The organism is Stenotrophomonas sp. 89682_Sma, from assembly GCF_056481405.1.
The window spans coordinates 3,588,623-3,610,096 of sequence record NZ_CM151147.1; the positions used below are offsets into that span (position 1 = coordinate 3,588,623).

Consider the following 21,474-nt stretch of genomic DNA (forward strand, 5'->3'; position numbering starts at 1 on the left):
GCCCCTGTAGGGCCGAGCCCACGCTCGGCTCATACGGCAGGATGGGGATTCGGTCAGTAGCAGCCGAGCATGGGCTCGGCTCTACAAGAACCGTGCGATCAACCCACGATCCTCAGCACGTCATCCAGCAACGCAGCGGCAGTGACTTCCGCGCCCGCACCCGGCCCCTGGATCAACAGCGGCTGGCGTTGGTAGCGATCACTGTGGATGGCCACGCGGTTGTCGGTGCCTGCACCCTGCGCCAGCGGGTGATCCGCAGGCAGCTCACGCAGGCCCACCTGCGCGCCCTCGCCATCAACACGGCCAACGAAACGCAGCACGCGGCCGTTGTCGCGCGCCTGCTGCCAGCGCGCCTGCAACGGCGCGTCCAGCTGTTCCAGCGCGCCCACCGCTTCCTCCAGCGGCAACGCCGCCAGCGCCGCTGGCACCAGCGAATCCACCTGCACCTGCGCAGCATCCAGCCCCAGCCCGCTGCTGCGGGCGAGGATCAGCAGCTTGCGCCGCACGTCTTCGCCGGACAGGTCCAGGCGCGGATCGGGCTCGGTGTAGCCGGCCGCCAACGCCTCGCGCACCGCCGCCGAGAACGGCGACTGGCCGTCGTAACGATGGAACAGCCACGCCAGCGAACCGGACAGCACACCTTCAATGGCATGGATGTGATCGCCACCGGCCACCAGCGCACGCAGGCTGCTCAACAGCGGCAGGCCCGCGCCCACCGTCGCGCTGTCGCCATAGCGCGCGCCACTGTCGGCGCAGGTTTCGGCAATCGCCTGCGCGCGGGCCAGCTGCGCACCACGCCCCAGCTTGTTGGCGGTCACCACATGCACGCCGCGCGCCAGCCACTGCACGTGGCGCGCGGCCACGTCTTCGCTGGCGGTGGCGTCGACCACCACGTCGCCACGCTCCAGCCCCTCGGCGCTCGCCCACGGCGGCGAACTCTGCCCATCGCGCGGCGCACGCCGTGCCAGCTCCAGCGGCAACGCCAGGTCACGATCGATTTCCAGCGCAGTGCGTGAATTGGCCAGCCACTGCACGCTGGGCAGTTCCAGCCCACGCGCCCGCAAAGCCTGGTAACGCTGTACGAAGGCCGAGCCGACCGTGCCGGTGCCGAGCAGCGCCAGGCGTCCCACGCCGAGCGCAGGAATTTCAGCGGCGAGCGCGCTCATGCATCCACCACTTGTTTGCGGCGCGCAGCCGCATCAATCACCGCTTCGGCGCGCTGCAGCGCGGCGCCGAGATCGGCCAGCAGGTCACGCTCGGACTCGATGCCCACCGACAGGCGCAGCAGGCCTTCGCTGATGCCTGCGGCGGCACGCGCTTCGGCGGTCATCGCCGCATGGGTCATGGTGGCCGGATGCGCGACCAGGCTTTCAACACCGCCCAGCGATTCGGCCAGGGTGAAACAGCGCAGGCCATCGACAAAGGCACGCACCGCGGCATACGGATCATCACCTTCGCAGTCGGCCAGTTCGAAGGACAGCATCGCGCCGAAACCACTCTGCTGGCGGGCGGCGATGGAGTGGCCAGGGTGATCGGCCAGGCCCGGATAATAGACGCGGCCGACCGCCGGATGCTGGTCCAGCAGCGCCACGATCGAAGTGGTGTTCTCTTGGTGCACGCGCAGGCGCGCATCCAGCGTGCGCAGGCCGCGCAGAGTCAGGAATGCATCGAACGGCGAACCCGTCAGGCCCAGCGCGTTGCCCCACCACACCAGCTGCTCGTGCAGTTCCGGATCGCGCGCAACCACCGCGCCGCCCACCACATCGCTGTGGCCATTGATGTACTTGGTGGTGGAGTGCAGTACCAGATCCGCACCGAACGACAGCGGTTGCTGCAGGGCCGGCGACAGGAAGGTGTTGTCGACCACAACCAGGGCACCTGCCTTGTGCGCGGCATCGATGACGAAGCGCAGGTCGGTGATGCGCAGCAGCGGATTGGACGGGGTTTCCACCAGCACCAGCTTCGGCTGGGTGGCCAGCGCCTGCGCCAGCGCGCGCGGATCGGTCAGGTCGGCGGTGACCAGTTCGAAGTGCCCCTTCTTTGCCAGCGCATTGAACAGGCGCCAGCTGCCACCGTATGCATCGTGCGGCACCACCAGGGTGTCACCGGGCTGCAGCAGTGCGTTCAGCACCAGGTTGATCGCGCCCATGCCGGTGGCGGTGATCACGCCGCCGGCGCCGCCTTCCAGCTCGGCCAGCGCTTCCCCCAGCAGGTCGCGGGTCGGGTTGCCACTGCGCGTGTAGTCGTACTGGCGCTTGTTGCCGAAGCCTTCAAAGCTGAAGTTCGACGACAGCACGATCGGCGGCGTGACCGCGCCATGCGCGGTGTCGCGATCGATGCCGGCACGGACGGCGGCAGTGGTGCGGCTACAGGACGGCTCGTTGGCGTGCAGGCTCATGCGGACTCTCCAGAGGTGCGGAAGGCGGTGGCGAGGATCGCGTCGATGCGATCGGTTTCTTTGAGGAAGGCATCGTGGCCGTAGGGCGAGCGCAGCACGCGCAGGCTGCCGCGCGGCCCCAGCCCCTCGACCAGGCCGACCAGGTCGGCCAGCGGTACCAGGCGGTCACCTTCCACGGCCACCACCACGGTCGGCGGCAAGATCGCGGCGGGGTCGACGCGGTGCAGGTCGATCGATTCGGACAGGCGCAGGTAGGCGGTCACCGGTGTGCGCGCGACGTACTGCGCGCCGGCTGCATCGAGATAGTCTTCGGCGGCCACGCGCACGCGGCCGTTGATCACTTCCGGCGCGGCGTCGAAGCGCTCGCCGAACTCTTCCGGGGTGCGGTAGCTGAGCATGGCGAACTGCCGGGCCAGCGCCAGGCCGTGATCTTCACCGCACTGCAGCTGGCCCAGTGCGACGGCGCGGCGCTGCAAGGCACGCCAGGCGGCGGCATACGGGTGCGGGCGATGCGCACCGCTGGCCAGCACCAGCTGGCGCACGCGAGCACGATGACGGATCGCGAACTGTTGGCCGACCAGCGCGCCATACGAATAGCCGACGAAGGCCTTCAGCGTGCGGACACCCAGATGATCCAGCAGCAGAGCCAACGCATCGGCCTGGTCGGCGGTATCGATCGGCACGTCCAGCGCACCATCGGCCCCGATGAAGTCGAACGCCAGCACGCGCAGCTGCTGCGGATCCAGCGTGCGACCACTGCCGACCAGCTCTTCGGCCCAGCCCTTCTCGCTGAACTGCGGGTTGGAGGCCACATGGCGATGCGCGGAAATGCCGCCGGCCAGCACCACCACCGGCGCGTTGGCCGGGCCGACCCACTCGTAGCGCAGGCGCACCGGGCTGGGGCCGGCATGACGCATCGACAGCACCGCAGCGAACTCGCCGCGCTCGGCATGCACGCGGTCTTCGACCGGCACGCTGACGGGGACAAAGGGTTCGGGGCGAACGGCGGTACTGGCAGCGAAGCTCATGGCGGGATCCGGTTGGGGAATCGGCCATCGAGCCTTCGCGGGGCTCGCGTTCGAGATGCACGTGCGGTGCATGGTTCGAACCATCTTTCGGTGGACGCCACGGTCCCCGCAGGATTTGGCACCTACGCAGACGCTTTCGCATCCGCGGGCTGCCCCGGCTTCAAAGGGCCTGTCCCTCTGCCGGTCTCGATGGTGACGCCACGATGCCAGCCCTTCCGGGCACTGTCAATCCCTTCATACGGATAAAGCGATGAATATTTTCATCCTCAGTATGCGAGAGGCGTCGCGGTCGCTCCGTTCAGGATCGGGTACAGTCCCGGCGGTCCATTTTTCTGAATCCGCTGATGCCACGCCCGCCCTTGACCTGCCTGCTCCTGCCGCTGCTGGCCAGTGCCTCCGCCGGCGCCAGCGACTGGCGCCAGGGCTGGGGGATGCTGCCGAAGGCGCCCACCACCGCCAGCGCCGACGCGAGGACAGGGGCCGCGAAGGAGGCCCTTCCGATGGCCCAGCTGCGCCTGCAGCCGATCGGCGAACAGTGGCAGGCCCGCATCGACAACACGCTGGCCGGCCCGTTGCAGATCGAACTGCGCGCGGCCCCCGGGCGCCCGGTCGACGGCCTGCCGGTGCAGTCACTGATACAAGGCGACAGCAGCCTGGTGGTCGGCCACCTCCCCGCGCCGGTCAACGGCCGGATGCTGGACCTGCGCCTGCAATCGGTGCCGGGCAACCCCGCTGCACAGGCCGAGGACGTGGCCTACCGCCTGCCCTTCGATGATGCGCGCCCGCGCGTGGACCAGGCGCCGCAGGGCCGGTTCAGCCACGACGACGAAGAGAACCGCGATGCGGTCGACTTCGCGCTGCCTGAAGGCACGTTGGTGCTGGCCGCACGCGAGGGCACGGTGATGCAGATCCAGGATGGCTTCCGTGGCAACGGCCAGGATCGCGAACGCGATGGCGGCCGCGCCAACTTCATCCGCGTGCTGCACAGCGACGGCAGCATGGCCCTGTACGGCCACCTGCAGGCGGGCGGCATGCGCGTGCGCCGTGGCCAGGCGGTGGGAGCCGGGCAACCCCTCGGCCTGTCCGGCAACAGTGGCTACAGCAGCGCCCCACATCTGCACTTCGTGGTACAGGTCAACCGCGGCATGGGCCTGCGCTCGGTGCCGGCGCGCATCTTCACCGAGCAGGGCCAGCTGCAGTTCGCCCGCCAGGGCGAGGCCGACGGTGGCACCGGGCGCTGACCGGCCCCGGCCGGTATAATCGGGCGCTTATCTCTTTGAAAAGCGCCCCGGGCGGGCGCCACTGCCATGTCCGAAGTCGCCAACGAAGCGTCGCGTCGCCGCACCTTCGCCATCATCTCCCACCCTGACGCCGGCAAGACCACGCTGACCGAAAAGCTGCTGCTGTTCGGAGGCGCGATCCAGATGGCCGGTTCGGTCAAGGGCCGCAAGGCTGCCCGCCACGCCACCTCCGACTGGATGGCGCTGGAAAAGGAGCGCGGCATCTCCGTCACCTCCTCGGTGATGCAGTTCCCGTACGAAGGCAAGATCGTCAACCTGCTCGACACCCCCGGCCACGCCGACTTCGGCGAGGACACCTACCGCGTGCTGACCGCGGTGGACTCGGCGCTGATGGTGATCGACGTGGCCAAGGGCGTGGAAGAGCGCACCATCAAGCTGATGGAAGTCTGCCGCCTGCGCGACACCCCGATCATGACCTTCATCAACAAGCTCGACCGCGAGGGCAAGGACCCGATCGAGCTGCTGGATGAAGTGGAAACCGTGCTGGGCATCCAGTGCGCCCCGGTCACCTGGCCGATCGGCATGGGCCAGCGCCTGAAGGGCGTGGTGCACCTGCTCACGGGCGAAGTGCACCTGTACGAACCGGGCCGCAACTTCACCCGCCAGGACTCGACCATCTTCCCGTCCATCGATGCACCCGGCCTGGCCGATAAGATCGGCGAACAGATGCTGGCCGACCTGCGCGACGAGCTGGAACTGGTGCAGGGCGCCAGCCACCCGTTCGACCTGGAGGCCTACCGCGCCGGCAAGCAGACCCCGGTGTTCTTCGGCTCGGGCGTGAACAACTTCGGCGTGCAGCCGCTGCTGGACTTCTTCGTCGAGCATGCGCCGTCGCCGCAGGCACGCTCCACCACCGGCCGCGAGATCGCCCCGGAAGAGAACAAGCTGACCGGCTTCGTGTTCAAGATCCAGGCCAACATGGACCCGCAGCACCGTGACCGCGTGGCGTTCATGCGCGTCTGCTCGGGCCGTTTCAGCGCCGGCATGAAGACCTTCCACGTGCGTACCGGCAAGGAAATGAAGCTGGCCAACGCCCTGACCTTCATGGCCAGCGATCGTGAAATCGCCGCCGAAGCGTGGCCGGGCGATGTGATCGGCATCCACAACCACGGCACCATTTCCATCGGCGATACCTTCACCGAAGGCGAAGCGGTCACCTTCACCGGTATTCCGAACTTCGCCCCGGAACTGTTCCGCCGCGCGCGCCTGCGCGATCCGCTCAAGCTCAAGCAGCTGCAGAAGGGCCTGGCGCAGCTGTCCGAAGAGGGCGCGACCCAGTTCTTCCGCCCGCTGACCAGCAACGACCTGATCCTCGGTGCCGTCGGCGTGCTGCAGTTCGACGTGGCGGCCTATCGCCTGAAGGACGAGTACGGCGTGGAAGCCACCTTCGAGCCGGTCAGCGTGACCACCGCGCGTTGGGTCCACTGCAGCAACGAGAAGAAGCTGGAGGAGTTCCGCGAGAAGAATGCGCTGAACCTGGCACTGGATGCGGCCGGCCACCTGGTCTACCTGGCACCGACCCGGGTCAACCTGCAGCTGGCGCAGGAACGCTCGCCGGACGTGCGTTTCTCGGCCACCCGCGAAGCGGCGCATACCGTTTCGGCAGGCTGATGCGACGGGGTTGGATCCCTTTCCAGCAGGAAAGGGCTCTGACCCCAGTGCTACCGGCATTTATCCACGCATGGCTGGATCTACTGATCGCCCGTTCGGAGCCGTGGGGTCGGATGCCTTTCCGCAGGAAAGGGCTCTGACCCCAGCAGCAATCGCCGGTTCATCCATGCAACCCAGGGATTCATCGACCATACGGTGACCGGCGTGCACGCGCCGCCCAACGCGGCGATGATAGGGGGGTGCGGGTCCCCCTCCCCGCGAACGATGCCTACGCCATGTCCACGACTTCCGTTGCTTCGATCCGCGAAGAAATCGCCAGCGCCCTGACCCACGGCCTCGGTGCCGTGCTCGCCCTGGGCGCCGGTGCGGTACTGATCACCCTGGCCGCCATCTACAGCGATGGCTGGCAGCTGGCCGGCGCGATCGTATTCGGCATTGCGCTTCTGCTGCTGTACACCGCCTCCACTCTGTACCACGCCATCCAGCACCCGGTCGCCAAGGGCCGCCTGAAGGTGTTCGACCACTGCGCGATCTACGTATTGATCGCCGGCACCTATACCCCGTTCACCCTGATCGGCCTGCGTGGCCCGTGGGGTTGGGGCCTGTTCGCCGCGATCTGGACCCTGGCCCTGGCCGGGGTGGTGTTCAAGCTGTTCTACACTGGCCGCTTCAAGGCGCTTTCCACCGGCATCTACATCGCCATGGGCTGGCTGGTGATCGTTGCGATCAAGCCGATGCTGGCCTCGATCGACGGCTGGACCCTGGGCTGGCTGCTGGCCGGCGGCCTGTCGTACACGCTGGGCACCTACTTCTATCACCGCGAATCGATCCCCTATTCGCACGCGATCTGGCACCTGTTCGTGATCGGCGGCAGCGTCTGCCACTTCGTCGCGGTGACCATGCAGGTGCTGTAACACGGACCAGCGCGCCGCATGTGCACATGATGCACATGGACGCTTCGCGCCCCGTCCACGATGAGGGGGCAACCATGGCGGCGTGAATGCTGCCATGTCCCCTGCCGCGCCTCGTAGGTCGCGCTGGCCGCGCCCCCCAGGCCCGCGTGGTCGGCGCTGGCTGGCCGTACTGATTTTCCTGCTGGCCGCGCTGCTGGTGCTGATCGCGCTGTGGGACTGGAACTGGTTCAAGGGGCCGGTCGAGCGCGCGGTGCAGGCACGCACCGGTCGCGTACTGCACATCGGCCAGCTGGATGTCGACCTCGGCCGCACCAGCACGATCCGCGCCGATGCGATCACCTTCGCCAACGCCGGTTGGGCAAAGCAGCCGAACATGGCCACGGCCGACCGCATCGAAATCGACGTGCGCGTGTGGCCCTTGCTGCGCGGCAGCGTACAGCTGCCGGAAGTGCGACTGACCCGGCCCGACGTGCTGCTGGAAACTGCCCCGCGCAAGGGCGAGCCGGGCAACTGGAATTTCCTGGGTGACAGCAACGGCGGAGCAAGCCCCCAGCTCAAGCGCCTGCGCATCGACGACGGCCGGCTGCAGTTCCTCGACGCACTGGGCCGCACCGACATCCGCGTGGGCGTGCGCAGTGGCCAACCGAAACAGGCCGATGCCTCGCCGCCGCTTCTGGTGCAGGGCAAGGGCCACTGGCAGGGCAACCCGTTCACCCTGCAGGGCGGAACCGAATCACCGCTGGAGCTGACCGACAGCGACCATCCGTTCCGCATCCACCTCGACGGTCGCGCCGGCGCTACCCACGCGGTGGCCAGTGGCACGCTGACCAATCCGTTCCAGCTGCGGGTGTTCGACCTGCAGTTCGCGCTCAGTGGCCAGGATCTGGCCGATCTCTACCCGCTGCTCGGCATCGCCATCCCGCCCTCACCGCCCTATGCATTGGACGGACGGCTGAAGCGCGACCACAACGTCTGGCGCTACGACAGCTTCACCGGCAAGGTCGGCGACAGCGACCTCGGTGGCAACCTGCAGTTCGAGGTGGGACGCGACCGTCCACGGCTGACCGCAACACTGGAATCCAAGCGCCTGGACTTCGATGACCTGGCCGGCTTCGTCGGAGCGCCACCGAAGACCGGCGGCGGCGAAACCGCGAATGCCGAACAAAAGGTGCAGGCCGCCCGTGTCGCCGCCAGCAGCCGGGTATTGCCCGACACGCCCTACAACCTGGGCAAGCTGCGTGCGATGGATGCCGACGTGCGCTGGAAGGCCCACCGCATCAATGCGCCTTCGTTGCCGCTGGACGACATGGACGCGCATCTGCTGCTGGATGACGGCGTGCTGCGGCTGGACCCGCTGAACTTCGGCGTGGCTGGTGGCGATATCCGCAGCACGATCCACATGGATGCACGCCGGCCGCAGATCCGCACCGCATTGAAGGCCAGCGTGCGCGGCGTGCAGCTGGGCCAGCTGTTCCCGGACGCGAAGCTGGCCGAGCAGGCCAAGGGCGGCATCGGCGGCGAAGTGGACCTGAGCGGACGCGGCAACTCCGTCGCCGCGATGCTGGGCAGCAGCAGCGGCAAGGTCGGCCTGGCGATGGGGCGTGGCCACGTCGGCAACCTGGTGATGGAACTGGCTGGGCTGGACATCACCGAATCACTGAAGTTCCTGGTGACCGGCGACAAGCAGATTCCCCTGCGCTGCGCCTTCGCCGACTTCGGCGTGCGCGACGGCCTGATGACCAGCCAGGCACTGGCGGTGGATACCACCGATACGATCCTCATCGGCGAAGGCACGGTCAGCCTGCGCGACGAGACCCTGGACCTGCTGCTGAAGCCGCGCCCGAAGGACAAGAGCATCCTGGTGCTGCGCTCGCCGTTGCATATCAGCGGCACCTTCAAGGATCCGTCGTTCCGGCCGGATTTCAAGGCACTGGGCATTCGAGGCGCGGTGGCATTGGCGCTGGGCAGCATTGCCCCGCCCGCGGCGCTGCTGGCGACGATCGAACTGGGGCCGGGGAAGGACGCCGACTGCGGCGGGCAGTATGCGAAGTAGGTTTACAGCGTTGTTCGCGGCGCCTCTTTTTCCCGCGCGTAGAGCCGGAGCAAGGCGACAGGCAGGACACGCCGTAAATACGTCCCTGTAGGCTCGGTCGGCGCATCCATGCGCCTCACGGTCCTGCCTGCCGCCTTGCTCCGGCTCCCGACAGTTTCCTGCGCGCGCGGAACGAGAGCGGAAATTCAAAGTCAATGAAAAAGCAAAGTCAAAAGCTGCTGCCAACCAAGGTTGGCAGCTACCAAAGGCGAGGCACCGCGCATGTAAACACCGCGCTCGCAGAAATGTATCCAGAGGCGGAGGGTGCGGCTGGGCAGGACCGTTGGCGCCATGGATGGCGCCACCGAGCCCCCATGGATGGGTTTACGGCGTGTCCTGCCCAGCCGCACCCTCCGCCTCCCAACGTATCAGGAAGGCGCTGCTTTGGCTTTGGCTTTGGCTTTGAGCTTCGAAAAGCGGGCCGGCGGGCCGCAGGCCCGCCAGCGAAAAACTCACCCCGCAACGATGTACTGCTGCAGCTGATCCAGCTCGCGCCGCTGCGCATCGATCACCGATTTCACCAGGTCACCGATCGAGATCACCCCCAGCACCTGCGCGCCCTCCACCACCGGCAGGTGGCGGATGCGGTAGTCGGTCACCAGCTGCAGGCAATGCTCCACCTGCTCGCCTGGCGACACCGTCACCACCTGCGCCGTCATGATCTCCGCTACCGCCGTATCACGCGAGGAACGATCACGCAGCACGATCTTGCGCGCGTAATCACGCTCGGACAGGATGCCGACCAGCCTCGGGCCGTCCATCACCAGCACCGCACCGATGCCCTTTTCCGCCATCAACCGGATCGCATCGATCACCGCCGCATCCGGCGCGACCGCATGTACTTCAGGAGACTTGCCGTCCAACAGTTGCCGTACCGTGGTCATCCGCCTGCCCTCCGAGGGTGGGTTGCAGGGCCGAGTCTGCCACGGACGATGCTAGCCACGCGTCAACCAGGTACAACGGCCGCTGCTTGGACTCTTCGTACAGCCGCCCCAGGTACTCGCCGATCAGGCCCAGCGCGATCAGCTGCACCCCGCCCAGGAACAGGATCACCGCCATCATCGTCGGCCAGCCCGCCACACGGTCGCCGTACAGCGCGGCCTTGACGATCACCCACAGGCCGAACACGAAGGCCACCGCCGCGGTTGCCAGCCCCAGGTAGGTCGCCGCACGCAGCGGCACGGTCGAGAACCCGGTAATGCCTTCCAGGGCGAAGTTCCACAGCCGCCACAGGCTGAACTTGCTGGTGCCGGCCACGCGTGCGTGGCGGTGATAGGGCACCGCCACGCGCTTGAAGCCCACCCAGCTGAAAAGCCCCTTCATGAAACGATGGCGCTCACGCATCTCGCGCAGCGCACTCAGCGCGCGCGGAGACAGCAGGCGGAAATCCCCGGTGTCGGCCGGGATCGGCGTACGCGAAAGGCGCCCCATCACGCGGTAGAAGATCGCCGCCGTGGCACGCTTGATCCAGGCCTCGCCATCGCGCGCCAGGCGCGTGCCATAGACGTTGTCATGGCCCTCGCGCCAGCGCGCGATGAACTGCGGCACCAGTTCAGGCGGATCCTGGCCATCGGCGTCGAGGATCATCGCCGCACCTTCGCGTACCAGGTCCAGGCCAGCGGTCAATGCCGCTTCCTTGCCGAAATTGCGCGACAGCTTCAGTGCGGAGACCCGCGCGTCGGCCTGGGCCAGGCGGGCGATCACCTCCCAGGTCCCGTCATGGCTGCCGTCGTCCACGTACAGGATGTGGCCGTCGATGTCGGGCAGCGCATCGAGCACCGCGCACAACCGCGGATGCAGCAACGGCAGTGCCAGGGCCTCGTTGTAGGCGGCGATGACGAAAGTGAGCCGTTCGCGGGTCATGCCCGGATTGTACGTTGCCGCCGCCCACAGATCAGGCGGCGCGCGCTCACTCGTCCGACAGGTACGCGGCCCCACCCAGCTGCCGTGCCTGGCGCTGGATCCAGGCGGCGCGCCGCTGCACGTATGGCCCGGGCTTTGCGGCGTTGTAGCGCCGTGGCGCCGGCAGTACCGCGGCCAGCCGCGCGCTCTCGGCCGGACTCAGCCGCGCCGCATCCTTGCCCCAGAACGTCTGCGCTGCCGCCTGCGCGCCATAGACACCATCGCCGAACTCGGCGATGTTGGCGTACATCTCCAGGATGCGCTCCTTTGGCCACAGCGCTTCGATCAGCACCGTGTACCAGACCTCCAGGCCCTTGCGCACCCAGCTGCGCCCCTGCCACAGGAACAGGTTCTTGGCCACCTGCTGGCTGATCGTGCTGGCACCGCGCAGGCGCCCGCCCTTGGCATTGTGGTCGCGCGCCTTCTCGATCGCCTGCAGGTCGAAGCCGTTGTGGTCGGGGAAGCGCTGGTCCTCGGCCGCCACCAGCGAGATCGGCAGGCTCGGCGCCATCTGGTCAAGGTCGCGCCACTGGTAATGCAGGCGATAGGACCAGTCCGCCTCGCCCAGCGCCTCTGCGTAGCGCCACAGCATCACGGTGGATACGGGCGGGTCGATGAACCGCAGCACCAGGACCTGCAGGCAGCTGAAAGCAGCCAGCAGCACCGGCAGCCACAGCAGCCGTTTCCAGCGCCAGCGCCTGCGGCGCGGGCCTTCTGCGACGGCTTCCACCTTGTGCTGCTCTCCCCCTGCCCCCATTACTGGTGCATCCTTCTTCTATCTGGTTGTCGGCGCATTATCCGGCAACCGCCCCCGTTTACGCGCGATGTGACCCGATGACCGCCAACCCCGATTCCCTGATCCGCTTCCTGCTCCCCGACGCTGGCGTCCGTGGCGTCCACGTGCGCCTGCAGGCCACCTGGCAGGAAATCCTGTCCCACGCCGAGTACCCGGATACCGCTGCCGAGCTGCTGGGCGAGGCCTGCGTGGCTTCGGCGCTGTTCACCGGCCACACCAAGATCGACGGACGCCTGTCGATCCAGCTGCGCAGCAGCACCGCCCTGCGCACCCTGTTCGCCGAGTGCACCGCCGCCGGTACCCTGCGCGGCATCGCCCAGCTCAGTGAAGGCGCCGACGCGCCGCGCGACCTGTCCAGCCTTGGCGATGACGCCCTGCTCGCGATCACCATCGAGAACCCGGGCCTGGACCCGCGTGAACCACAGCGCTACCAGAGCCTGGTCGGACTGACCGCACCGGAGCTGGACGAAGCCTTCGAGGACTACTTCCGCCAGTCCGAGCAGCTGCCGACCCGCCTGCTGCTGGCCGCCGACCGCAATGGCGCCGCCGGCCTGCTGCTGCAGAAGCTGCCGGGCGACGAGGGCGACGAGGACGGCTGGGCGCGCGCCAGCGCCCTGTTCGAGACCCTGGGCAAGGCCGAACTGCTGGCCACCCCGGCCGAGCAGCTGCTGCACCGCCTGTTCCACGAGGAGAAGCCGGCGCTGATGGGCGAAAAGCCGCTGTCTTTCGCCTGTTCGTGCTCGCGTGAGCGGGTCGCGTCGATGCTGCAGTCGCTGGGTGAGGACGAGGCCCGTGCCGCCGCTGCAGACACCGGCGCCGTCGAGGTCCGTTGCGAATTCTGCGGGCGGGAGTATCACTTTCCGTTGACGGAGTTCGGCATACTGTTCCACGGTGCCGAGGGGACCGTGCCGGCACCTGAACGGCTTCAGTAAAACAGCTTGTCTTGCATCTGGGGGGATCAAGGCTTGTTAAGAATTCATAAACACCCTACGATCAAGTTCCCGTATCTGCGGGAACTTCCGTTGTCCTTTCCTGTCTGAACTGGTTCGATGCGTACCTTCCTGCGTCTACCGCTGGCCATGATGATTGCCCTTGGCGCGATCACGGGCGTGCATGCGCAGAGCAAGGACACCCGCACCGTGCTGCCGGTATGGAACAAGGGCAGCGGCAAGGTCGAGGCCCTGCTGTACCTGGAGCCGACCGGTGAACAGGCGGCCGGGGCGCGCTGGCATTTCGGCCGCAACTCGCTGGATGCGGCCTTTGGCCTGTCCTCCGGCGATTCGCTGGGCCTGCTCTGCAGCAGCAGCGGGACCAGCATGAGCGGTCTGGCCAGTCACTGCATGCTGGCCAGCCTCGGCGACGAGGACGACCTCAACAGCCGGCGCTTCACCGGCACCGCCGCATTGAACCGTGGCAGCAGCCGCCTCGGCATCACCGCCGGAACCGGCCGTGAAACCCTGCCGGCATGGCTGGCAGGCCCGAACAAGACCCCTTCGCTGCGCGCCGAGCAGAATGACCTGACCGTGTTCGCGCAGAAGAACATCGGCCGCGAAGGCTTCGTTTCCATCGCCGGCACCTACGCCAAGGCCCGCCTGGTACCGCTGGCCGACGCTTCGCCGGCCATCGCCGACCGCTGGGACAGCAAGAGCCTGAGCATCGGCGCCGGCTACGGCAATTTCACCGGCAGCATCATCGGCCGCGTCATCGACGTGCCGGGCAAGCCTGGCAAGTGGGAAGGCCTGGGCATCGGCCTGACCTGGCGCACGCCGTGGTCCGGCCAGCTCACGGTAGGCGCCGAGAACGTGATCAGCCGCGGCAAGAATCCGTTCTCGCCACGCAACGAAAGCAACGACGACGGCACCGTGCCGTACGTGCGCTACGAGCAGGACCTCTAAAGGCCCTGGTCTCGTCGCAGCGGCAACGCTGCCGAACCCCCTCCTTTTCCATGGCGCCACCGCTACCAGCATAGCGCTGCGCGCAGCTTCCGCTCGTGCGCCAGACATGCATCGCCTTCGCGCCCATGAAAAAAGCCACGCCCCTTTCGGGGCGTGGCCATGTCACACGTACGGACTACGCCGCGATCAGAAGCGCTGGGTGTACTTCATGTACAGGAAGCGACCGATGTCGAAGCCACCATAGTAGGAAACGTTCGCGCTCGGCTGGCTGTACATGGTCGGACCCACGCGGCCGAACACGTTGTTGGCACCCACGGCCACGGTCGCATTCCACGGTGCGTTCCAGCGCAGCTGGACATCGTTGAACACGGTCGCGCCACGCTGGTTGGTCGCGCTGCCCACCGCCACGCCCTGGTTGTTCGGCGAGGCGTAGTTCGGCAGGTTGCACTCTTCCGGGAACGTGGTGGCGCTCAGGCACGATTCCTTCATGCCCGAGAAGTAACGGACGGTCCAGCTGGCGCCGAAGTCACCCATTTCCCAACCCAGGTTCAGGTTCGAACGCACGCGGAAGGCGCCGCCCGCCCAGCCCACGCCGGTGCGGGGATTCGGGTGGGTGACCGGGTTCTTGGTGGTGACCAGGTCATCACGCGAGGTGTAGGTGCTGGTCCACTGCGCGCTGAAGTTGCCGAAACGATCGGTCGGCAGGCGGTAGCTGACATCCAGGTCGAAGCCTTCCACCTCGCGGTAGCCGGCGTTGATGCCGGTGCGCTTGAGGTTGTTGACGATGCCGGTCACCGGATCACGCGTGAACGCCGAGCAGCGTGCCGCGATGTCGTTGACGTAGCAGTCGTTGAGGATCAGGTTGGCCGTGTCCGAGATGATGGTGTTCTCGACGCGGATTTCCCACCAGTCCAGCGACATGTTGAAGTTCTGGATGAAACCGGGGCTCCAGACGAAGCCCAGGGTCTTGGACGTCGAGGTTTCCGGGGTCAGCTGGTCGTTGGAGCCGGAGACGAAGGCCAGCGGGGTCTGCGACGATGCAGCGGTGGTCGGGGTGAAGCCCTGCTGCTGCTGGCGGAAGGTGGCCGCACTTACGCCGGCCGGCAGTGCAGCGGCGCAACGGGCACGCACCGCAGCGTTGGTGCGCGCTGCACCGTAGACCGAATCGCACGGATCGGTGAAGAAGTCGAACGACTGCGAACCGCCGCTGTACAGGTCGGCGATGGTCGGGGCACGGAAGCCCTCCGCCCAGGTACCGCGGATGAGCAGCGAGTCGATCGGCTTCCACTTGAAGCCGAACTTGCTGTTCAGCGTGGTGCCGAAGGTGTCGTAGTCCGAATGACGGGTGGCCGCGTTGAGGCTCAGCTCGCGGGCGCCCGGCAGGTCGGCCAGGATCGGCACGTTGAACTCGGCATAGACTTCGTCAACCTTGTAGCCACCACCGGTCGGGAAGTTGGCCAGGCCGGAGGTGTTGCCCGACTGCACCAGCGCGTCCGGGCTGAAGCTGCCCGTTTCCTTGCGGTGTTCGATACCCACGGCGAAGCCCAGGTCGCCGGCAGGCAGGGTGAACAGGCTGCCGGCCAGGTTGGCGGTGACGACCTTGGTGGTGGTCTCGGCGGTGGAGTGCGCGGACGGGAACAGCAGGTTCTGCAGGGCGGTATTGCCGGTCAATGCGCCGTTGGCACCATTGCTCTGGATGCCGGCATGCAGGAACGGGTTGTACGGCACGCACTGGTTCAGCCCGATCGGGTTGGCCACGGTACCGCACTGCGCCACGCCGCTGCTGTTGATGAACGACGGACCCACGGCCGCACGCAGCGCGGTCAGGTTGAGGTCGCCGGTGCTGGTCTGGACCAGCTTGTTGTTGTTGTACAGGTAGCCGACATCCCAGTCGAACAGGCGGTCGGAGAACTCGAAGCTGCCTTCCAGGCCGCCGCTGAAGCGGAAGGTGGTCAGCTCGGCGCGGGTGTTGCGCGGCACTTCCGAAGTACGACGCCACCAGTTGGCGATGTCAGCACCCAGCGGATTGAACACACTGCTGGCCGAAATCGGCGAACCGAAGGCCAGTGCGCCGTACGGATAGCCGGCGATCTGGCGGTTCGAATCGCGGAAGCTGTACAGCATGTTGGTGCGCAGGCGCACGTTGTCGGTCAGGTCGTAGATGCCATCGACGAACACCGCACGGCGCTCCTGCGGGGTACGCAGGTCGGTCTGCAGGTTGGTGTTGGTCTTGTCCTTGGTGGAGAAGCTGTTGACGTTCTGCGCGACGTAGTCGGCCTTGTTGCTCGCGTTGCCGCCCTCACGCAGGATCACGCGCACTTCGCGGTTCGGGTTGGATGCACTGGCGGCCGGATAGGTGACGCCCGGCAGGCCATCGGCCGGACGGCTGACGAAACCGCCGAACTCGCCGACGGTGGTCCAGCCGAAGTCCGGGTGGTTGGAGCTGCGCGGGAACGCACCGTACGGACGATCCGCCGCCCGCACCTTGTCTTCCTTGGCGTACTCGGCACCGATGGTCAGCGAACCGCGCTCACCCTTCACGCCCATGGTGAAGTCCATGGTGCGGGTGGCACCGTCGCCTTCACTGTACTGGCCGTAGTAGACGCTGCCGGTGGCGCCTTCGAAGTTGGTACGGGTGATGATGTTGATGACGCCGGCGATGGCATCGGAACCGTAGATCGACGAAGCGCCGTCCTTCAGCACTTCGATGCGCTCGATGGCCGAGACCGGCACGGTCGAGATGTCCTGCAGGCCACCGGTGGTGATGCCCAGGCGCTTGCCGTTGAGCAGCACCAGGGTGCGGGTGGCGCCCAGGTCACGCAGGCTGATGTAGGTGCCGCCGACGGCTTCGCCCGAGGACAGCGGCTGGGCACGGCTGATCGGCGGCGTACCCACGGCGCTGATGTTCTGCAGGATGTCAGCGACCGACGAGAAGCCCTGCTTCTCGATGTCGGCGCGGCTGAGGGTCAGGACCGGCTGGGCAGTTTCGACGTCGACGGTACGGATGCGCGAACCGGTGACTTCAATGCGGTCCAGGTTGGTGGCGGTCTGGGCAGACGCCACACCGGTGCCGGCAACGGATGCGGCGCTGGCGGCCAGCGCAACGCACACTGCATCGCGCAGCTTGTTGCTGTTCAACTTCATGGGCTCTCTCTCCATGGATCTTGGGTTGTGTGCTGAGTCCAACCGACGTACCCCAAAAGGGAGGCACAAAAAACGGCTGGTGACCCGATAGTAGCCACACTTGATCTGGAATTAAAGAGTCGTTAAGAAAACGCCCAAATCGCGTGAAACCAGTCTCACTACGACATACGTTGGCGCATTGAGGTCGCCCTGCAAGGCGCATTCGGCACTTGCAGGGCGCCATTTTCCCATTCAGCTGGGAATGAGCGTCTCGATCAGATGCTCGACATAGGCCTCGAAATCCTCGCGGGCCTGCTTGGGTTGCTGCAGCTGCAGCGAAAGCTGCAGGAAGCCGACGTAGGCTGCATAGGCCAGGCGTGCGCGGTGCCGTGCATCGGTGGAGCTGAGCCCGGCCTGGCGGAACGAAGCAACCAGGTAGTCGAGCCGGCGCTGCGACACGCGGTCGATCACCGGGCGCACCATCGGGTGGTCCAGCGCCTTCAGCAGTTCGCTGTAGATGATGTGCGGCTGCACTTCGTGCGCCACCATCTGGAACAACTGGCGCAGGCGCACGCGCGGATCCGGCACATCCTCCAGGCTGCCGAACACCTGTTCCTGTTCGAACAGTTCCCAGCGTTCCAGCGCGGCCTGCAGCAGCGCATCACGCGACGGGAAGTGCCAGTAGAAACTGCCCTTGGTCACACCCAGGCGCCGCGCCAACGGTTCCACCGCGACGGCACCCACACCTTGTTCAGCAATCAAATCGAGAGCTGCCTGGGCCCAGTCTTCGGCACTCAGGCGGCTGTTGCGGCCGGCGCGCGGTTCGCCGGCGGAAGCGTCAGGTTGATTCATGGGCTGATTTAACCATACGCCGGGGTTCGTTGCAGTACGCGGTTGCGGCCGAAACCGTCGCGGCGCCCGCCAGGGCACCTGCCGCAGCGCACCATACCGTGCAGTATTGACTTCCCTCGCAAGCGATCCATACTAGCAAGTATGGTTACGTTCCCTACTCCCGCTGCGTTCCATGATCTTCGCCTGGAGGCCGCCCATGGCGCGCGCCTGGCTGCGACTGCCAGCGACCATGGCCGCCGTGGCCGGGTGTTGTTCGCGCATGGCTTCGGCCAGACCCGGCATGCCTGGAACGCCACCGCGCGGGCCCTGTCTGCGGCGGGACTGCAGACATTGGCCTACGACGCTCGTGGCCACGGCGATTCGGATTGGAATGCCGCCGAACTGCCCTATCACGGCGAACAGTTCGCTGATGACCTCATCGTGCTGGCCGGGGAACAACCACGCCCGCCAGTGCTGGTCGCAGCTTCGATGGGCGGCCTGTTCGGCCTGCTGGCCGAATCGCGCTGGCCGGGCCTGTTCTCGGCGATGGTGCTGGTGGACATCACCCCGCGCTGGGATACCGCCGGTGTTGAACGCATCCTGGCCTTCATGACCGCCCATCCCGATGGCTTCGCCTCGCTCACCCAGGCCGCCGATGTGATCTCGGCCTACATGCCGCACCGTCCGCGCAAATCCGAGCAGTCGCTGCGCGCACTGCTGCGCGAGGACGGCCACGGCCGCTGGCGCTGGCACTGGGACCCGCGCCTGGTAGCCGAACTGGCGCGCGACAGCGAGCAGCACCAGGATGCGCTGGCCGAGGCCGCACGCCAGGTGAAGTGCCCGCTGCTGCTGGTCAGCGGCGGCCGCAGCGACCTGGTCACGCCACAGACCGTGGCCGAATTCCTGGCGTTGGCGCCGCACGCGCGCCATGTACAGCTGCCGCAGGCCACGCACATGGTCGCCGGCGATGACAACGACGCCTTTACCGCTACTGTGTTGGACTATCTGGACGTGTTGCCCGCAGCGGATGCTGCGGCTTCGTCCGCCACAAACGAGCACGTCACCGGAGCACGCTCATGAGCATCGTTCTTCCCTTCCTCGCCCTGCTGCTGGCAGGCGCGTTCGTCGCCTACCACCGCATGCGGCTGGTTACCTGGACGCTGATCAGCGTGGCCCTGCTGGTCGCCTGCTGGTTCATCCCCTACGTCAACCAGACCGCCACGATCGTGGCGGCCGCCGTGTTGGCCGTCATCGCCGTGCCGCTGCTGCTGCCGTTCATCCGCAAGCCGCTGCTGACCGGCCCGATGATGAAGGTGTTCCGCAAGGTGCTGCCGCCGCTGTCGCAGACCGAACGCATCGCGCTGGAAACCGGCTCGGTCGGCTTCGAGGGTGAGCTGTTCACCGGTGATCCGGACTGGAACATCCTGCTCAACTACCCGAAGCCACAGCTGACCGCCGAAGAACAGGCCTTCCTCGATGGCCCGGTCGAAGAGCTGTGCACGATGGTCAACGACTGGGAAATCACCCACGTCCACGCCGACCTGCCGCCGGAGCTGTGGGCCTTCATCAAGAAGAACAAGTTCTTCGGCATGATCATTCCGAAGGAATATGGCGGCCTGGGCTTCTCCGCGCTGGCCCACCACAAGGTGATCCAGAAGCTGGCCTCGGTGTCCTCGGTGGTCAGCTCCACCGTCGGCGTGCCGAACTCGCTGGGCCCGGGTGAACTGCTGGTGCACTACGGCACCCAGGAACAGAAGGACCAGTACCTGCCGCGCCTGGCCGATGGCCGCGAAGTGCCCTGCTTCGGCCTGACCGGTCCGTTCGCCGGTTCCGACGCCACCTCGATTCCGGACTACGGCATCGTCTGCAAGGGCGAGTGGAACGGCGAGAAGGTGCTCGGCGTCAAGCTGACCTTCGACAAGCGCTACATCACCCTGGCCCCGGTTGCTTCGCTGATCGGCCTGGCCTTCCGCATGTACGACCCGGACGGCCTGATCGGCGATACCCGCGACATCGGCATCACCCTGGGCCTGCTGCCGCGTGACACCGCCGGCGTTGAGATCGGCCGTCGCCACTTCCCGCTGAACTCGACGTTCCAGAACGGCCCGATCCGCGGCAAGGACGTGTTCATTCCGCTGACCCAGCTGATCGGTGGCGCTGCCATGGCCGGCAAGGGCTGGAACATGCTCAACGAGTGCCTGGCCGTGGGCCGCTCGATCACCCTGCCCTCCACCGCCAGCGGCGGTGCCAAGGCAGGTGCCGCCGTCACCGGCGCCTATGCACGCATCCGCAAGCAGTTCGGCCTGTCGGTCGGCCGCTTCGAGGGCGTGGAAGAAGCGCTGGCCCGCATCGGCGGCAAGGCGTACAAGATCAGTGCGCTGTCGCAGGCCACTGCGGCCGCCGTGGACCGTGGCGACGTGCCGTCGGTGCCGTCAGCGATCGCCAAGTACCACTGCACCAACATGAGCCGTGAAGTGATCTCGGACATGATGGACGTGATCGGCGGCAAGGGCATCATTCTGGGGCCGCGCAACTTCGCCGGCCGCAGCTGGCAGGCCGCGCCGATCGCGATCACCGTGGAAGGCGCCAACATCATGACCCGCAGCCTGCTGATCTTCGGCCAGGGTGCGATCCTCTGCCACCCGTGGGTGCTGAAGGAAATGAAGGCCGCGCAGGATCCGGACACCCGTGCCGGCCTGCAGGAGTTCGACCGCAGCCTGTTCGGCCACATCCGCTTCGGCCTCTCCAATGCCGTGCGTTCGTTCTGGTTCGGCCTGACCGGCGCGCGCTTCGGTGCCGCCCCGGGCGATGCCTATACCCGCCGCTACTTCCGCAAACTGGACCGTTACTCGGCCAACCTGGCGCTGATGGCCGACATCTCGATGATGACCCTCGGCGGCAAGCTGAAGTTCAAGGAATCGCTGTCCGGCCGCCTGGGCGACGTGCTGAGCCATGTCTACATGACCAGCGCCATGCTCAAGCGCTACCACGACGAAGGCGCACCGCAGGCCGACCAGCCGCTGCTGGCCTGGGCCTTCCATGACAGTGTGCACAAGATCGAGGAATCGCTGTCGGCCGCCCTGCGCAACTTCCCGATCCGTCCGATCGGCTGGCTGATGTGGGCACTGATCTTCCCGCTCGGCCGTCGTGCCGAGGCCCCGGGTGATCGCCTGAGCCGCCGTGTTGCCGCCCTGCTGATGGCGCCGAACGAAGCGCGCGACCGCCTCGCCAGCGGCGTGTTCCTGACCCCGTGCGAGAACAACCCGGGTGGCCGCATCAACAGCTACCTGAGCAAGGCGATCATGGCCGAGCCGGTGGAGCGCAAGTTCCTGAAGGCACTGAAGAGCAAGGGCATCGAGGCGCTGGACTTCAAGGCGCAGCTGGACGAAGCCGTGGCCGAGGGCGTGATCACCCAGGACGAGCGCAGCCTGCTGGAAGAACTGCGCACGCTGACCCTGGACACGATCACCGTGGACGACTTCGACACCCACGAACTGCGCGCGGCCAGCTACTACGACCGCCAGCACAAGGACCCGCATTCGCAGGCGGCCTGATCGCCCGCGACACGCGTTGCCTTCGACGG

Annotated in this window: 16 protein-coding genes and 1 riboswitch; of the genes, 8 read left to right on the top strand and 8 right to left on the bottom strand. The window is 66.8% G+C overall.

Going from position 1 to position 21,474, the window contains the following annotated elements:
- Positions 1-98: 98 nt before the first annotated feature.
- Genes ACZK29_RS16675 through metX form a run of 3 tightly spaced genes read right to left on the bottom strand, consistent with a single transcriptional unit; the run spans position 99 to position 3,426 of the window.
- Positions 99-1,166 carry a homoserine dehydrogenase family protein gene (locus ACZK29_RS16675; protein ID WP_459048324.1) on the bottom strand — a complete coding sequence of 356 codons (1,068 nt, stop codon included), beginning with the start codon at positions 1,164-1,166 and terminating at the stop codon, positions 99-101.
- Positions 1,163-2,398, bottom strand: a complete 1,236-nt coding sequence (locus ACZK29_RS16680; protein ID WP_478446263.1) for an O-succinylhomoserine (thiol)-lyase — start codon at positions 2,396-2,398, stop codon at positions 1,163-1,165. The genes ACZK29_RS16675 and ACZK29_RS16680 overlap by 4 nt, the downstream gene beginning before the upstream one ends.
- Entirely contained in the window at positions 2,395-3,426 is a 1,032-nt protein-coding gene (gene metX, locus ACZK29_RS16685; RefSeq protein WP_459048322.1) for a homoserine O-succinyltransferase MetX, read from the bottom strand. Before metX ends, ACZK29_RS16680 begins: the two co-directional genes overlap by 4 nt.
- A 77-nt stretch (positions 3,427-3,503) precedes the next feature.
- A riboswitch (SAM riboswitch) is annotated at positions 3,504-3,622 on the bottom strand.
- 148 nt (positions 3,623-3,770) lie between these two features.
- Here metX and ACZK29_RS16690 point away from each other — a divergent pair.
- From ACZK29_RS16690 to ACZK29_RS16705, 4 genes are all read left to right on the top strand, one after another.
- Positions 3,771-4,667, top strand: coding sequence for a M23 family metallopeptidase (locus tag ACZK29_RS16690; protein WP_459048321.1), 897 nt, complete (start codon positions 3,771-3,773; stop codon positions 4,665-4,667).
- A gap of 66 nt (positions 4,668-4,733) precedes the next feature.
- Positions 4,734-6,338: a peptide chain release factor 3 gene (locus ACZK29_RS16695; RefSeq protein WP_459048320.1), complete on the top strand. Its 1,605-nt coding sequence runs from the start codon at positions 4,734-4,736 to the stop codon at positions 6,336-6,338.
- A 275-nt stretch (positions 6,339-6,613) separates the two neighbouring features.
- Positions 6,614-7,252 carry a PAQR family membrane homeostasis protein TrhA gene (gene trhA, locus ACZK29_RS16700; RefSeq protein ID WP_010482744.1) on the top strand — a complete coding sequence of 213 codons (639 nt, stop codon included), beginning with the start codon at positions 6,614-6,616 and terminating at the stop codon, positions 7,250-7,252.
- 94 nt (positions 7,253-7,346) lie between these two features.
- Entirely contained in the window at positions 7,347-9,305 is a 1,959-nt protein-coding gene (locus ACZK29_RS16705) for an AsmA family protein (protein WP_239504038.1), read from the top strand.
- A gap of 491 nt (positions 9,306-9,796) precedes the next feature.
- Here ACZK29_RS16705 and ACZK29_RS16710 read toward each other — a convergent pair whose 3' ends face one another.
- The 3 genes from ACZK29_RS16710 to mtgA are packed head-to-tail and all read right to left on the bottom strand — an operon-like array spanning position 9,797 to position 12,003.
- On the bottom strand, positions 9,797-10,228 hold the full coding sequence (locus tag ACZK29_RS16710) for a CBS domain-containing protein (protein WP_012511858.1): 432 nt from the start codon (positions 10,226-10,228) through the stop codon (positions 9,797-9,799).
- Positions 10,188-11,207, bottom strand: coding sequence for a glycosyltransferase family 2 protein (locus tag ACZK29_RS16715; protein ID WP_099555279.1), 1,020 nt, complete (start codon positions 11,205-11,207; stop codon positions 10,188-10,190). Before ACZK29_RS16715 ends, ACZK29_RS16710 begins: the two co-directional genes overlap by 41 nt.
- A gap of 46 nt (positions 11,208-11,253) precedes the next feature.
- Positions 11,254-12,003 carry a monofunctional biosynthetic peptidoglycan transglycosylase gene (gene mtgA, locus ACZK29_RS16720; protein ID WP_106551269.1) on the bottom strand — a complete coding sequence of 250 codons (750 nt, stop codon included), beginning with the start codon at positions 12,001-12,003 and terminating at the stop codon, positions 11,254-11,256.
- A gap of 77 nt (positions 12,004-12,080) precedes the next feature.
- Here mtgA and hslO point away from each other — a divergent pair, with 77 nt between their 5' ends.
- Complete coding sequence (hslO, locus tag ACZK29_RS16725; protein WP_099555274.1) at positions 12,081-12,974, top strand: Hsp33 family molecular chaperone HslO; 894 nt, start codon at positions 12,081-12,083, stop codon at positions 12,972-12,974.
- Positions 12,975-13,124: 150 nt separating this feature from the next.
- Positions 13,125-13,937, top strand: coding sequence for an XOO1806 family protein (locus ACZK29_RS16730; RefSeq protein WP_024956328.1), 813 nt, complete (start codon positions 13,125-13,127; stop codon positions 13,935-13,937).
- 186 nt (positions 13,938-14,123) lie between these two features.
- Here the strand turns inward: ACZK29_RS16730 and ACZK29_RS16735 are convergent, their stop codons facing one another.
- Positions 14,124-17,081: a TonB-dependent receptor domain-containing protein gene (locus ACZK29_RS16735; RefSeq protein WP_111204769.1), complete on the bottom strand. Its 2,958-nt coding sequence runs from the start codon at positions 17,079-17,081 to the stop codon at positions 14,124-14,126.
- 231 nt (positions 17,082-17,312) lie between these two features.
- Entirely contained in the window at positions 17,313-17,912 is a 600-nt protein-coding gene (locus ACZK29_RS16740) for a TetR/AcrR family transcriptional regulator (RefSeq protein ID WP_005410690.1), read from the bottom strand.
- Positions 17,913-18,053: 141 nt separating this feature from the next.
- On the opposite strand from ACZK29_RS16740, the gene ACZK29_RS16745 reads away from it, so the two are divergent.
- Together ACZK29_RS16745 and ACZK29_RS16750 are read left to right on the top strand one after the other, a co-directional pair.
- The gene (locus ACZK29_RS16745; RefSeq protein ID WP_111204768.1) at positions 18,054-18,971 is read left to right on the top strand and encodes an alpha/beta fold hydrolase; all 918 of its coding nucleotides are present in this window, start codon (positions 18,054-18,056) and stop codon (positions 18,969-18,971) included.
- Positions 18,968-21,445 carry an acyl-CoA dehydrogenase gene (locus ACZK29_RS16750; RefSeq protein WP_478446264.1) on the top strand — a complete coding sequence of 826 codons (2,478 nt, stop codon included), beginning with the start codon at positions 18,968-18,970 and terminating at the stop codon, positions 21,443-21,445. Before ACZK29_RS16745 ends, ACZK29_RS16750 begins: the two co-directional genes overlap by 4 nt.
- The last annotated feature ends 29 nt before the right edge of the window (positions 21,446-21,474 follow it).